Annotated in this window: 10 protein-coding genes; 6 read left to right on the forward strand and 4 right to left on the reverse strand. The window is 75.2% G+C overall.

The window, feature by feature from the left end; translation table 11 throughout:
* Positions 1-41 precede the first annotated feature (41 nt).
* From fdhF to AB0C73_RS15130, 4 genes are all read right to left on the reverse strand, one after another.
* Entirely contained in the window at positions 42-2747 is a 2706-nt protein-coding gene (fdhF, locus tag AB0C73_RS15115) for a formate dehydrogenase subunit alpha (protein ID WP_362529297.1), read from the reverse strand.
* Complete coding sequence (locus AB0C73_RS15120; RefSeq protein WP_362529299.1) at positions 2744-4462, reverse strand: NADH-ubiquinone oxidoreductase-F iron-sulfur binding region domain-containing protein; 1719 nt, start codon at positions 4460-4462, stop codon at positions 2744-2746. The genes fdhF and AB0C73_RS15120 overlap by 4 nt, the downstream gene beginning before the upstream one ends.
* Before the next feature lie 232 nt (positions 4463-4694).
* Entirely contained in the window at positions 4695-4961 is a 267-nt protein-coding gene (locus tag AB0C73_RS15125) for an SHOCT domain-containing protein (protein ID WP_362529384.1), read from the reverse strand.
* Positions 4962-5129: 168 nt separating this feature from the next.
* Positions 5130-5681 (reverse strand): flavodoxin domain-containing protein, encoded by a 552-nt coding sequence (locus tag AB0C73_RS15130; protein WP_362529301.1) that lies wholly within the window; start codon positions 5679-5681, stop codon positions 5130-5132.
* Between the two features lie 312 nt (positions 5682-5993).
* Here AB0C73_RS15130 and AB0C73_RS15135 point away from each other — a divergent pair, with 312 nt between their 5' ends.
* The 6 genes from AB0C73_RS15135 to AB0C73_RS15160 all read left to right on the forward strand — a co-directional run bounded on the left by AB0C73_RS15135 (position 5994) and on the right by AB0C73_RS15160 (position 14325).
* The gene (locus tag AB0C73_RS15135; protein ID WP_362529303.1) at positions 5994-7523 is read left to right on the forward strand and encodes a hypothetical protein; all 1530 of its coding nucleotides are present in this window, start codon (positions 5994-5996) and stop codon (positions 7521-7523) included.
* A gap of 13 nt (positions 7524-7536) precedes the next feature.
* Positions 7537-9300, forward strand: coding sequence for an FHA domain-containing protein (locus tag AB0C73_RS15140; protein ID WP_362529306.1), 1764 nt, complete (start codon positions 7537-7539; stop codon positions 9298-9300).
* A complete protein-coding gene (locus tag AB0C73_RS15145; RefSeq protein ID WP_362529309.1) occupies positions 9297-10916 on the forward strand; it encodes a serine/threonine-protein kinase in 1620 nt (539 codons plus the stop codon). The genes AB0C73_RS15140 and AB0C73_RS15145 overlap by 4 nt, the downstream gene beginning before the upstream one ends.
* A 35-nt stretch (positions 10917-10951) precedes the next feature.
* Positions 10952-12538 (forward strand): hypothetical protein, encoded by a 1587-nt coding sequence (locus tag AB0C73_RS15150; RefSeq protein WP_362529312.1) that lies wholly within the window; start codon positions 10952-10954, stop codon positions 12536-12538.
* Positions 12539-12655: 117 nt separating this feature from the next.
* Positions 12656-13990, forward strand: coding sequence for an ammonium transporter (locus AB0C73_RS15155; RefSeq protein ID WP_362529315.1), 1335 nt, complete (start codon positions 12656-12658; stop codon positions 13988-13990).
* A complete protein-coding gene (locus AB0C73_RS15160) occupies positions 13987-14325 on the forward strand; it encodes a P-II family nitrogen regulator (protein WP_362529317.1) in 339 nt (112 codons plus the stop codon). The genes AB0C73_RS15155 and AB0C73_RS15160 overlap by 4 nt, the downstream gene beginning before the upstream one ends.
* The last annotated feature ends 47 nt before the right edge of the window (positions 14326-14372 follow it).

The following is a 14372-nucleotide window of genomic DNA, read 5'->3' on the forward strand; positions in this document are numbered from 1 at the left end:
GGCCGCAGGGGCCGGAGGTCCCGGAGACGGTCAGGCGGGGCTCAGGCGGGGCTCAGCCGTACCGCCGTGACCTTGTACTCCGGGCACGAGGTCACCGTGTCGGCGTGCTCCGAGGTGAGGGAGTTGACGCCGTCGCCGGGGAAGTGGAAGGCGCAGAAGACCTGTCCGGGGGCGAGGTCGGGCCCGACCCGGGCGATAAGGCGCGCCTGTCCGTGGCGGCTGTCGACGACGACGGGGGCGCCGTCCCGCACCCCGTACCGCGCGGCGTCCTCGGGATGCAGGTCGAGCCGGCCCCGGGTGTCGAGCAGGAGGTTGCCGCCGCGCCGGGTCATGCTGCCGGAGTTGTAGTGGGCCCAGCGGCGTCCGGTGACGAGGAGCAGCGGATAGGCGGCGTCCGGCGCTTCGCCCGGCGGGAGGTAGGGGGCGGCGGAGAGGTGGGCGCGGCCGTCCGGGGTGGCGAACTCCTCGGTGTACAGGGTGGCTTCGCCGGGCCGGTCGGGCGAGGGGCAGGGCCAGGGGACGGCGCCCTCGCGGTCGAGGCGGGCATACGAGAGCCCGGCGAAGTCGGGGGCCACCCGGCCGCACTCGGCGAGGGCCTCGGCAGGGGTCGGGCAGCCGAGGCCGGCGCCGAGCGCGGCGGCCACGGCATGGACGACGGCGAAGTCGGTACGGGCCGCGCCCGGTGGCCGCACCGCCGCGCGGACCCGCTGGAACCGGCGGTCGAAGTTGACGAAGGTGCCGTCCTTCTCCAGCCAGGAGGCCACGGGCAGGACGACGTCCGCGTGCCGGGCGGTCTCCCCCAGGAACAGCTCGTCGACGACGACCAGCGGGCAGGTGTCGAGCGCCTCGGCGACGCGTCGGCTGTCCGGGTCGGTGGCGCAGACGTCCTCGCCGATGATCCACAGGGCCCGCAGCCGCCCGTCGCGGGCCGCCTCGAACATCTCGGGGATCCGCAGTCCCGGTGTCGCCGGTACGGGACGGCCCCAGACCGCTTCGGCGCGGGCGCGGGCGGCCGGGTCGGTGACCCGCCCGTAGCCGGGCAGCAGGTCGGGCAGGGCTCCCATGTCGGAGGCGCCCTGGACGTTGTTCTGGCCGCGCAGCGGGCTGATGCCGAACCCCCGTCCCGTGCCGCCGACGGCGCCGCGCAGGATGGGCAGGTTGGCGAGGGTGCGGACGCCGTCGGTGCCGTGCAGGTGCTCGGTGACCCCGAGCCCGTACAGGATTGCCGGGCGTTCGGCGGTCCCGTAGAGCCGGGCGGCCGCCGTGATGTCCGCGGCGGGGACGCCGGTGATCTCCGCGACGCGGGACGGCGGGTAGGCGTCGAGCAGGGTGGTGAGTGCGTCGAGGCCGGTGGCGCGCTCGCCGAGGAACGCGGGGTCGGTCAGTCCTTCGGCGACGAGGACATGGGCGAGGCCGTGGAAGAGGGCGACGTTGGTGCCGGGCCGGGGGCGCAGATGGAGGTCGGCGTGGCGGGCGAGGCCGACGGCGCGCGGGTCGGCGACGAGGAGGGTGGCGCCGTCGAGGGCGCGTTCGAGGAGCCGGGCGCCCACGACGGGGTGGGCCTCGACGGGGTTGGCCCCGACGACGAGGAGGCAGTCGGCGGTCGCCACGTCGTCGAAGGAGTCGGTGCCGCCGGCCCTGCCGAAGGACGCCGTGAGACCGGCGGCGGACGGCGCGTGGCACAGGCGGGAGCAGTTGTCGACGTTGTTGGTGCCGATGACGGTCCGCAGGAACTTCTGGACGAGGTAGTTCTCCTCGTTGGTGGCGCGGGCGGAGGAGATCACGGCGACCGCGTCGGGCCCGTGGTTCTCGACGGCGTCCCGCAGTCCGTCCGCGACGACACCGATCGCCTCCTCCCAGGTCGCGGGTGTCAGGACGCCGGCGCGCCGGACCAGGGGTTCGGTGAGGCGTTCGGGCGAGGTGAGGTAGCCGTACGAGAAGCGGCCCTTGACGCAGGCGTGCCCCTGGTTGACCGCGCCGTCCCGGGCGGGGAGGACGGCGGCGACCCGGTCGTCGCGGGTGACGACGTCGAGGGTGCAGCCGACGCCGCAGTAGCCGCACGTGGTCCGCACCCGGCCGGGGTCCGGGCGCCGTGAGGTGAGGCCCTGGCCGGGCCCGGGCTGGGTGATCGCGCCGGTGGGGCAGGTGTCGACGCAGCCGCCGCAGGCCACGCACTCGGATTCCGCCCAGGAGCCGCCCGTGCCCGGGGCGACCACGGTGTCGGCGCCGCGCCCGGTGAGGGTGAGGGCGAAGGTGCCCTGCACATCGGCGCACATCCGGACGCAGCGGCCGCAGGCGATGCACAGGTCGCGGTCGAGACGGACGTACGGGTGGGTGTCGTCGCGCCCGCGCGAAGGCGCGGCGGCAGGGCTTCGGCCTTCGTCCGGCTCGATGTCCAACGCCCGGCAGACGTCGGCCAGTTCGCTGACGGAGTCCGCCGCGAGCGCGTACGGCGGGAGCGCGCCGGCGATCAGGGCGACGGCGTCCAGGCGCAGGCTCCGGATGTCCTCGCCGGCCGTGTCGACCGTCGCGTCTGGCGCGGCGGGCGTGACACAGGCGGCGACGGTCCGCCCGTCCGCCCGCACCAGGCAGGTCCGGCAGGATCCGGCGGGCCGGAGGCGGTCGTCGTGACAGAGGGCGGGCAGCTCGGCACCGGCGGCCCGCGCCGCGTCGAGCAGGCTCGCCCCGGCGGGCAGTTCGACGCTGACACCGTCGACCGTGACGCGGGCGGCCTGGGGCCCGGTCACCGGTCCCACCCCGCGAGGGCGGTGCCATAGGCGCGGGCGAGGCTGCGGACGGCGGCGGGTACGCGGCGGCCGAAGGCGCAGAGGCTCGCCTCGCCCATCAGCCGCGCCAGGCGTTCGTACGCCTCCCCGGGGGCGCCACCGGCGGCGTCGTCCATGTCGGCGGTCTCGCGGGCGAGTTCGAGCCCCCGCCGGGTGCCGACCCGGCACGGCGAGCACGCTCCGCAGCTCTCGTCGGCGGCGAACTCCCACAGATGCCGCAGGAGTTCGCGGGGATCGGTGTCGGCGTCGAAGGCGACGAGGCCCGCGTGACCGAGTGCGGCACCGTGCTCGTCGAGTGCCCGGGAGCCGAGCGGGACGTCGAGGGCGTCCCCCGCGAGAAAGCCGCCGAGGGGGCCGCCGATCTGGACGGCAACGCATGCCCGCCCGTCCTTGAGCCCGCCTCCGTACCGCGTGACGATCTCCCGTACGGAGGTGCCGAGTTCGATCTCGTACGCCCCCGGGCGGGCGAACCGCTCGGACAGGCAGACCAGTTTGGTGCCCGGCTCGTCCGGCAGCCCGCGCCGGGCGTACGCCGCACCTCCGTGGTGGACGATCCAGGGCACGGCGGCCAGTGTCTCCACGTTGTTGACCACCGTCGGCGCGTCCCACAGGCCGTGGTCGGTGGGGTACGGGGGCCGGGGGCGGGCGCAGCCGCGGGCGCCTTCGAGGCGGGCGATGAGCGCGGTCTCCTCCCCCGCCACATAGGAGCCCGCCCCCTCGACGATCTCGACGTACGGGCGCGGCCCGGCGGTCTCGACCGACTCGGCGAGATCGCCCGCCGCCACCGCGTCCCGTACCGCCCGGCGCAGGCGGGCCATCGCCCTCGGGTACTCGGAGCGCACAAGGACGGTCCCGCGCGGTGCGCCGCAGGCGAAGCAGGCGAGCGCCAGCCCGGCGAGGACGCGGTCGGGGTCCTCCTCCATCAGCAGCCGGTCGGCGTACGAGCCGGGGTCGCCCTCGTCCCCGTTGGCGACGACCACCGCACCCGGCCTTCCCGCCACGGCCGCCCACTTCGCGGCCACGGGGAACCCCGCGCCGCCGCGCCCGCGCAGCCCGGAGGCCGCGATCTCCTCGCGTACGTCCTCGGGGCGCCGCGCGGCCGCCGCACTGCGCCAGACGCCCCATGCGGGCTCACCGTTCAGGATGCCCGCGAGGAGGACGGGGGCTCCGGTGGTGTCGGCGGCGGGGATGGCGGGCGCCCGCGGGGGCGTGCGGCCGGCGAGCTGGTCGGCCAGGTCGTGGCCGGCGCGGGGAAGCGTGCCGTCGAGTGCGGCGGGGCCCGCGTAGCAGTAGCCGAGGCAGTGCACGGCCTGCAGGGAGGTCCGGCCGTCGGCGTCGACGTGTCCGGCGGTCACACCGAGCGCGTGCTCGGCCTCCCCCAGATGCCGTCCGCCGCGGGCGGCGAAGCACGCCGTCGCGGTGCACACCCGTACATGCCGCTCGCCGCGCGGTGCGGCGAGATCGGCGAAGTAGCCGGCGGGACCGAGCCCCGCGGCGCCGGGCAGCCCGACGGCCGCGGCGACCTCGGGGGCCCATTCCCCGGGCGCCCGGGCGGTGCGCGCCCGCGTCCGCTCCAGCGCGGCCGGCAGCAGACCGCCGCGCGCTCCGTGCCGTGCGGTCAGCTCACGGAGCGCGTCACGGTGTCCGCCCGGCTCCCCGGGCATCCGACCGGCCATGGTCCCAGGGTGACCGGGGGCGCCTCAGCCCGCATCCGGACGGTCGGGGCGGCGAGACACCCCAAGGGCCTGTCCGGCGGATCAGGGGCGGACAAGCCGCGGCGTCCGGTGCATGGGGGCTCCCCAGGCCCGCCAGGGCCGAGGGGAAGCAGCGAGGTGCCGTGCTGGGGGCACCTCCCAGGCGCAGCTCCGGGGGAGTCGCGGACCCGGCCATGATCCGCCGGACAGTGCCCTACGACTCTCCGCCCCGCAGGGCGGCCAGGCGCCTGCGGTACTCCTCCTCGTCGATCTCGCCGCGGGCGAGCCGCTCGCCGAGAATCTGTTCGGGCGCCGTCGGCCCCTGGCGCGCGGGCCGTTCCGCGTGCCGTTCCGTGGCCCGGTCCAGTGTGCGGAAGATCAACACGACGACGGCGATGAGGAGGCCCCAGAAAAGGATCATCCCGGCCGCCATGGCGAACCAGCCCCATCCGCTCATTCCGTTGCCGTACCAGAACATCATGGCCACTCACGCTCCCTGACGGCGGGACCGGCGGGTGCGGGAGACCGCCTCGTCCGGGCCCGGCACCTCCACTGTGCTCCGACCGGGCCACCGCGCACAGGGCCGCCCGGCCCCTTTCGACGGCCGGTCGGCCGTGGAAGGGGCGCGACGGCGGTGGGTGCGGCGATGCTACGGAGAGCCGTGCGTAGGCAGCACGTTGAGCTCCTTGGCGATGCCGTCGGCCCACTCCGCGATCGCCGCCCAGTCCCGGTGGTCTCCGTAACGGCAGCCGAGCACGCGGAAGATAAAGGCGCCCTTGCGGTCGAGGTGCTCGCGCCGGATCACTCCCGAGAAGCGCCGGTGCTCCCGCGGACGGACGGCGTCGACGAGCGCGGCGATCCCCGGCTGCACCACGCGTTCCGCGAGCCGCCGCAACGGCCGGGGCAGGGCGGCGCTCATCCCGACGCTGAACATCCACACCGGCTGTCCGCGCAGCTGCTCGGCGCTCCCCCGGACGAAGGACTCCGCCACCGGCAACCAGGCCCCGTCGTGCACCGCGCTCCCCACCACGAACGCGTCGGCCGGCGGGAGCTCCTGTCCGTCGGCACCCGTGCCCGGTGCCGTGCCCAGCGCCCCGACCTCGACGTGATGACCGCTCGCGCCGAGGCGAGCACCGATCCGCTCGGCGATCTCCTGTGTGGAGCCATGCTCGGTGGCGTACAGGATCCGCACGAAAGCCATGGCACTCCCTCTGTGTCGGCTCGGGTCGGGGCAGGTCATCGGGGCTCGCCCTCCCCGCACGCGCCTGCCTCTCCAGCCTCTCGCGCGGCGCCCGTCACGGCCACCTCGCCACGGAAAGGCGCTCGCCCCTGGGGCACCCTTCGGTACGGACCTCTTCGGGCCTTGCGCGGGTGGGAGCGGCGCCCCTATAACGTTCCCGCAGACTTCGGTGGGGATGGCCGGAAATGGTGGTGAACCACCGGCCTGGGAGGTCCCGAACTCCGCCGGGATCGGCATCAGCCTGCGCGCGCCGACCGACGGAGACAAGAGCACATGACCGATGACGCCTTCCGCGATGCCATGGCCCGCCTCGCCGTCGACCCGGCTTTCAGAGCCCAGCTCGACGGCGACGTCGACGAGGTCGCACGAACACTCGGCCTGACGGCCGAGCAGGTGGCCGAGCTGCGTCGGCTCCACGTGGAATCGGACGCCGGGGAAGGCCCGGCCACCCTCGACGCGCGGTTGTCCAAGTCGTCGCTGTTCTTCGGCAACGCGGCGCATGCGCTGGCGCAGTTCGACGTGTCCGGAGCCGACGCGGCCGCAGCCGATGTGTCCGCAGCCGACGCGGCCGGCGATGACCTGGCCACCGACCTGGGCGGCTACCGGGACGCCGCGGACGCGCTCGACGGGGCGGCGTCCGACTCCCTCAGTCTGATCGGGGGTGCCCTCGACGGCTCGGGGCTCGGCGACGGCGGGAGTCTGCTCGACGGGCTGGACGGACCGGGCGGGCTGGACGGACCGGGCGGCGCGGGTGACTTCGGCGAGTTCGGCGAGTTCGGGGAGTTCGGAGGCTCTGGGGACTCCGGATCGTTCGGTGACCTCGGCCCCGGCGGTTTCGGGGACGGTGGCGGCGACCTGGGCTCCGGGGGCGGTTTCGGGGACGGACTCGGCGGTTCCGAAGGGGGTTTCGGCGACTTCGGCGGATTCGGAGAATCCGGAGGGGACTTCGGCGGCACGGGTGGCGGGCACGGCTCGCTCGGCGGGGGCGAAGGAGGTCTCGGCGGCTTCGGCGGGCCCGGCGGTGACGGCGGTTTCGACGGCGGCGGTTCCGGTCACTTCGGCCACGGTGGCATCTACGAGCGCGGTGAGGGCGAGGGCGGCGGCTCCGGCGAGGGCGGGGACAGCGGTGGCTCCGGTGGCTCCGGTGGGGACAGCGGCGGCAGCCAGGAGAACACCGAACGCCGTCCCGGCCAGAGCGGCGGCGGCCAAGGCGGTGGCGGTCAGGACGGCGGCCACGGGGACAACGGCGGCTCGGGCGGTGGTCAGGGCGGCGGTGGTCAAGGGGGCGGCTCCGGTGAGGGCGGTGGCTCCGGCGGCGGTCAAGGCGGCGAGGGCGGTGGCTCCGGCGAAGACGGCGGCCACGGTGGTAGCGGTGGTGACACCGGCGGCGGCCACGGTGGTGGCGGCGAGGGCGGCGGCTCCGGCGACAGTGGCGGCGGCCGTGGCCAGGGCGGTGGCGGCGGAGACGGCGGCGGCGCACAGGACAACATCGGCCGCCGCCCCGGTGGTGGCGGCGGCGAAGGCGGCGGCTCCGGTGGAGACGACGGCGGTGCGCCGGACAACACCGGCCGGCGTCCCGGCGGCATCCACGAGCGCGGCGAAGGCGGCGAGGACGACGCCGGAGGCGACGGCATCATCGTCCAGAACGGCCTCATCGTGCAGGGCGGCATCATCGTCCAGGGCGGCCTGACCGCCCCCGACCTCGGAGCCGCCGCCACGCACATCCCTGACGCCGGCCCGGCCACGGACGGCGGCGGAGGCTTCGACGAGGGCACGTTCACCAGCGGTTCCGGCGCGGGCTGAGCCGAGCCACCACATGCTCTGCCATGTCTGCCGCGTCCACGTGCGGCGCGACTTCCCGTACTGCCTGCGCTGCGGCACGCTCCGCCGCGGCGCGACGCCGACCTCGTACGCCGCTCCGCAGCTCCGCGGCCTCGACGACCCGGCGCTGCTCGTCCCGCTCACCGGCCCGGTCACGACGCTCGGCCGGGGCGCGGACAACGACGTCGTCCTTTCCGACGCCAGCGTGTCGCGCCGGCACGCCCGGATCGTGCGCGCGGAGTCGGGGTTCCGGATCGAGGACCTGGACTCCTTCAACGGCACCGCCGTCGCCGGTACCGAGCTGCACGGCGGTACGGCGCACCTCGCCGACGGCACGGAGCTGTCCGTCGGCGACGTACGCCTGGTGTTCGAGCAGCCCCGCGACGCCCGGATCGGCTCGCGCACCGTCGTCGTGGGCACGCAGTTCACCCAGCTCCCCACCGCCGTGCAGCAGCAGGAGGAGGCGCCCGAGGCGAAGGGCCCGCTCACCGCGCGCCCGCGCCGGCGCTCCGGCTGGGCGCTCAAGCAGGTGCCCACGGACCGCGGTGCGTCGCGCTGGGTGCTGAACAACACCCGTACCGGTGTGTATCTGGAGCTGGACGAGCGTGAGGTCTTCCTCTGGAACGCCGTCGACGGCGAGAACACCGTACGGGACCTGCTGTTCGCGTACGCCGAGCGCTTCGGCGAACTCGCGCTGCCGCGCATCGAGGCCGCGCTGGCCTCCTTCGCGGGCGCCGGCCTGCTGCGCGGCCTGCCGGGCCGGCCGGACGAGGCGGAGGCCGGGCGCTGGCGCCGGGCGGGCCGGGCGCTGTACCGGGCGCTGCTGAAGCTGGAGATCTCCGTCCCCGGCCTCGACCGGGCCGCGGGCCGCCTCTACGACGCCTTCGGCTGGCGCTTCTTCACCCGGACCGGGGTGACCCTGGTCTGGCTGTCGGTGGTCGGCGGCCTGGTCGCGTTCTTCGCCGCGCAGCGTCGGCAGCATCTGCTCGACTTCGGCGGCGCGGGCGCGTGGGGACCGGTCCTGCTGATCGCCGGGTACGTGTCGGCCCTGGTCGTCCACGAGGCGACGCACGCGCTGGCCGTGAAGTCGTACGGCCGCAAGGTCCGCCGTGGCGGGTTCCTGCTGATGATGGGGATGCCGTTCGCGTTCGTGGACACCAGCGACATGTGGTTCGGCTCGCGCCGTTCGCGGGTCGTGGTGGCGCTCTCCGGGCCCGTCTCGACCGCGGCGCTGGCCGGCTGGTGCGCCGCGGGCGCGGCCTTCCTGCCCGCCGGACCGGCCTCGGCCGTCCTCTTCCATCTGGCCTTCGGGCTCTATCTGAACACCCTCTACAACTTCAACCCCCTGATGCCGCTGGACGGTTACCAGGCCCTCACCGACGCCCTGCGCGTGCCGCGCCTGCGCGAGGAGGCGAGCGCCTACTTCCGCAAAGGTCTGTGGCGGGATCTGCGCGCGGGCAGGCGGCCCGGACCGCGCCAGGCCGGCATGGCGGCGTACGGCCTCGCGGTCGGCGTCGGGACGTACGGCTTCCTGCTGCTCGCCCTGCTGGCGTGGCGCTCCCGGATCGGGGATCTCCTGGAGGGGCGGGTGGCCGCGCCGTGGGACACGGTCGTCATGGGGGCCGTGGTCGCCCTGGTGGCGTTCCCCGTGTGGGCGGCGCCGGTGCGGTGGCTGGTACGGCGGGTGCGCCGACGCCGTACCGCCAAGGGCGCGCCCGTGACGACGGCGGTGGGCTCGGCCGTGGAGGGGACGGCATGACGGACGGCGCGGGTGGGGCGCGCACCCCGGACGCGGCCCCGGACGCGGCCCCGGACGAGTGGAGTGTCCCCGGCTACGAGACCGTACGGCCGCTCGGCGAGGGTGCCGGCGGGCGGGTCGTCCTGGCCCGGCACACGGCCACCGGCGTGCCGGTCGCGATCAAGTACCTGAGCCGGCGCCTGTACGGAGACACGGAGTTCCTGGCCCGCTTCCGGGCCGAGGCCCGGCTGCTCGGCGATCTGCGGCACCCGTGCGTGGTGCGGTTGTACGAGTACGTCGAGGCGCGCCGGGGTGCCGCGATCGTCATGGAGGCGGTGGACGGGGTCAGCCTGCGCCAGTTGCTGCGCCGGCACACGACGACCGGTCCCGAGCCCGCGCTCGTCCTGCTCAAGGGCTCGCTGCTCGGGCTCGGCGCCGCCCACGCGGCCGGGGTGGTCCACCGGGACTACAAGCCGGAGAACGTGCTGGTCCGCGCCGACGGCACGAGCACTCTCGCCGACTTCGGCATCGCCGCACGCACCGGCCGTGAGACGGAGGCCGCGGGCACGCCCGCCTACATGGCTCCCGAGCAGTGGCGGAGCGAGCCCGCGGGACCGGCGGCGGATGTGTACGCGGCGACGGCCGTGTTCTACGAATGCCTGGCCGGGCGGCGGCCGTTCGCCGCCGACGACGTGACCGCGCTGCGGCTCCAGCATCTGCGGGCGCCCGTCGAGCTGGGCGAAGTTCCCTCCTCCGTACGGGGATTGCTGCGCAAGGGGCTGGCCAAGGACCCGGCGGACCGGCCGTCCGTCGAGGCCTTCCTCGCCGACCTGGAGCGGGCCGCCACCGAGGGCTACGGCGCCGGCTGGGAGCAGCGCGGACGGCGCCGGCTCGCCGAACTCACCGCTCTGCTCGCCCTGTTGTTCCCGTTCACCACGACGGCGGCGCTCGACGGATCCGCCGGCGCCCTGACCCTGCTCGGCCGGCTGAAGCGCGGCGGCTGGAAGGCCGCGGCCGGCGCCGCCGCACTGGCGGTCGTCGCGGGCGGGATCGCCGCGGTGACGACCCGGCCGCCCGACACGGCGACCACGGCGGCCAGTTCGGTGCCTTGGGAGGCGCCGACGGCCTCCGTCGCGCCCGTCCCCTCCGGCTCCGCCACGCCGGGTGCCACCACGGCCACGCCGACGGCCGACGGCTCGCCGTCCGCCACCGACACCCCCGGCCCGGCACCCTCGACGGCCTCCCCCACGGACGGCGCACCCTCGCCCGAGACGACCCGGCCCGCCACCCCGACGACGGCCACGACCACTCCGGCCGCGCCCACGCCCGGCACGGTCACGCTCGTCATCGGCTCGTGGCAGCGCGGGCCCGCCCCGGGCACGCTGATCGCGGACGTCACCGTCGACACCACCGGCACCGGTCCGCTGACCCTCACGGCGGACTACTACGTCGACACGCCCGCCAACCCCTACGGCTCCCGGACCCGGCAACTGTCCGGCGCCACCCACTACGCCGTGACCTTCGAGGCCGACTTCTCGAACCACCCGTGCCGGGGCACCTGGGTCGTCGCCCTCACGAGCACGCCGACGGCCGCGAACGGACCGCAGACCGCTTCCCTGGACGCGCCGCCGTGCTGAGCGGGAAAGGGACCGGGGAAAGAGAACGGAACGACATGACGACAGCCACCACCGTCACGGGGCGGCCCCTGTCGGACTGGTCGCGCGCCGGGTGTCACGGCACATGGCACGCGCTGCTGCCGCTTCCGGACCGGTCCGACGAGCCCGCCCTGGGCGCCCTGCGGATCGACCGCACCCTGCCCGTACGAGAGGGCGCACGGGAGCGGCTGAAGGCGGCGGTGCTCGGGGTGGCCAGGCTGCGGCTGCCGGGCACGCCGGCCACGGTCGACCTCGTGGTGGAGGCCGGGGAGGTGTGGCTGATCACCGGACGCCCGCCCGTTCCCACGCTCACGGACCTGCTGGCCGCCGATGCTCCCGGGCCGGGCCTCGGCCCGGACGCGGGCAGCGTGGCCAGTGTCCTCAACGAGACCGCGCAGACCCTCCTTGCCCTGCACGCGGCCGGACTGGCCCACGGATCGCTCACCGGGAACTGCGTCGTCCTCGGTCCGGACGGCACCGCCCTGCTCACCGAAGCGGCCCTTGCCATGGCGCTGGGCGACGGCATGTCCACGGCTGATCTCCAGCGCGCCGATATCGCCGCGTGGGCCGCTCTCGCCCGGTCGCTCGGCGACGCGTGGGCGCCGCCCGGGTCACCGGCGGCGGAGCTGTTCGTCCGCTGCGGCAGTGTGGCGGAGTCCGACGGCCTCGGCGCCGCCCGCGCGGCCCTGGTGGCCGGACGCGCGGTGCTCCCGGCGCACTTCCTGCGGCGCACCGCGCTGCGCGCGGCGGCAGCGGCCGCGATGCCGGACCTCGCGCCGCGCGGCCTCGCCCCGCGAACGCCCGAGCATCCACCGCCCGTCACCGCACCCGTCGCCCCGTCCGTGCCCCCGGCCTCGGCTCCGGCCGCGAATCCGGCTGCGAATCCGGCTGCGGATGCCTCCGACGAGCAGCCCACCGCCCTGGGCAGGCGAAGCCGTACCGCCGAGTCGACCGCCCGGCCGAGCACCGTATCGACAGACACCACGGACGCCACGGACGCCCAGGCCACCGTCCTCGGCAAGCGCCACCGCGACCGCCTTCCCGGCCCACGCCCCGCAGCGGACGCGGACAGGAACGCGGACGCGGACGCAGCCGCGGACAGCGACATCCTGCTGCGCTTCGGTCCCGGCGTCCCCACCGACGAGCAGGACGCCCTCAGCGCCCTGTGGCAGTCCCGCGGCCCCGCACCGGCCCGCCGCCGTCGCCGACGCGGCCTCTGGTCCGCGGCGACCGCGGTCCTGACCGCGGCCGCCGTCGTGCTCTGGCTGGCGCTGTTGCGCCCCGGCCCAGGGCCGACCGTCACGGCTGCGGACGTCCAGGCCCCCACCGCCGCGTTGCACTGCGGGCAGACCGCCGACGTGATCGGCGTCCTGACCACCGACGGCCGGGGCGGGCCCGTGACGTACCGCTGGCTGCGGGGCGAGGGCGAGCAGTCGGAGGAGCTGACCCGTACGGCCCGCAGGGGCGAGGCACGCGTGACCGTCCACCTTCGCTGGACGGTCAGCGGCCCCGGCCGCTTCCGGGGCACCGCCCGCCTCCAGGTGCTGCGCGGCGACGCCGCACCGCTTGAGGCGGAGGACAGTTTCACGTACTCCTGTCCCTGAGTTGTTCCCGTCCGGCAATCTCCCCGCAACACGAAACACCACGGAAACGTCCGTGTTCGCATCGCGAAACGCGCCGCCGTGAGGCTCTCCCCGACACCGTAGGAGGAGACACCCTTGATGCCCCTCGCCGCCGCACCCCGGCTCGACACCGGCGACACCGCCTGGCTGCTCGCCGCCACCGCGCTCGTGCTGCTGATGACCCCGGGCCTGGCCCTGTTCTACGGGGGCATGGTCCGTACGAAGAGCGTCCTCAACATGCTGATGATGAGCTTCGTGTCGATCGCCCTGGTCACGGTGGTCTGGCTGGTCGCGGGCTACTCGCTCGCGTTCGGCGACGACGCCTTCGCCGGCCTGATCGGCGGCCTCGGGCACCTCGGCCTCGCGGGCATCGGCCCGGACAGCCTCACCGGCACGGTGCCCACGTTCCTCTTCAGTACCTTCCAGCTGACCTTCGCGATCATCACGGCGGCGCTGATCAGCGGCGCGGTGGCGGACCGGACCAAGTTCGCGGGCTGGCTCGTGTTCGTGCCGGTATGGATGCTTCTCGTATACGTTCCCGTGGCGCACTGGGTGTGGGGTCCCGGCGGCTGGATCACGCAGTCGCTCGGCGCCCTCGACTTCGCGGGCGGACTCGTCGTCGAGATCGCGTCGGGCGCGTCCGGCCTGGCGCTCTGCCTGGTGCTCGGCCCGCGCATCGGCTTCAAGAAGGACGCGATGCGGCCGCACAACCTGCCGATGGTGATGCTCGGCGCCGGTCTGCTGTGGTTCGGCTGGCTCGGCTTCAACGGCGGCTCGGCGCTCGGCGCGAACGGCCTGGCCGCCGCGTCCCTCCTCAACACCCTCGTCGCCGGCTGCACCGGCCTGCTCGGCTGGCTCTTCGTCGAGCAGCGGCGCGACGGCCACCCGACCACCTTCGGCGCGGCGTCGGGCGCGGTCGCCGGGCTCGTCGCGATCACTCCGGCGTGCGGGGTGGTCTCGATGCCCGGCGCGGCCGTGGTCGGGCTCGCCGCGGGCGTCGTCTGCTCGTACGCGGTCGCCTGGAAGTTCCGCTTCGGCTACGACGACTCCCTCGACGTCGTGGGCGTGCACTTCGTCGGAGGTGTCGTCGGCACGCTGCTGATCGGCCTGTTCGCGACCTCGGTGATGACCGGCGGCAAGGAGGGCCTGTTCTACGGCGGGGGCCTCGGCCAGCTGGGTCGGCAGGCCGTCGCGGTGGCGGTCGTGGCGGCGTACACGTTCCTCGCGACGTACGGGATCGGCAAGGTCCTGGACCGGGTGATGGGGCTGCGGGCCTCCGCCGAGGAGGAGCGGACGGGACTCGACCAGACGGTGCACGCGGAGACCGCTTACGATCACGGCGTGCTCGGCCACGCGGGTGGACCGCTGCACTCCGCGTCCCCCGTCACCTCCCCCGTCTCCCCGCTCGCCAAGGACAGGAAGCCCTCCGCATGAAGCTGGTCACCGCGATCGTCAAGCCGTTCCGCCTCGACGAGGTGAAGAACGCGCTCCAGGAGCTCGGCATCCACGGGCTCACGGTCACCGAGGCCAGTGGTTACGGGCGCCAGCGCGGGCACACCGAGGTGTACCGGGGCGCCGAGTACCGGGTGGACCTGGTCCCCAAGGCCCGTATCGAGGTCGTCGTCGAGGACGCCGACGCGGAACCTGTCGTCGAGGCCATCGTCCGGGCCGCCGGCACGGGCCGGATCGGGGACGGCAAGGTGTGGGTGGTGCCGGTCGAGACCGTGGTGCGCGTGCGCACGGGGCAGCGCGGCCCGGACGCGCTCTGACCCGCTCCGACCGTCCTGATGAGCTCCGACCTGCTCCGACCTGCTCT

The sequence above is a fragment of the Streptomyces sp. NPDC048623 genome (assembly GCF_040650755.1).
GTDB lineage: Bacteria > Actinomycetota > Actinomycetes > Streptomycetales > Streptomycetaceae > Streptomyces.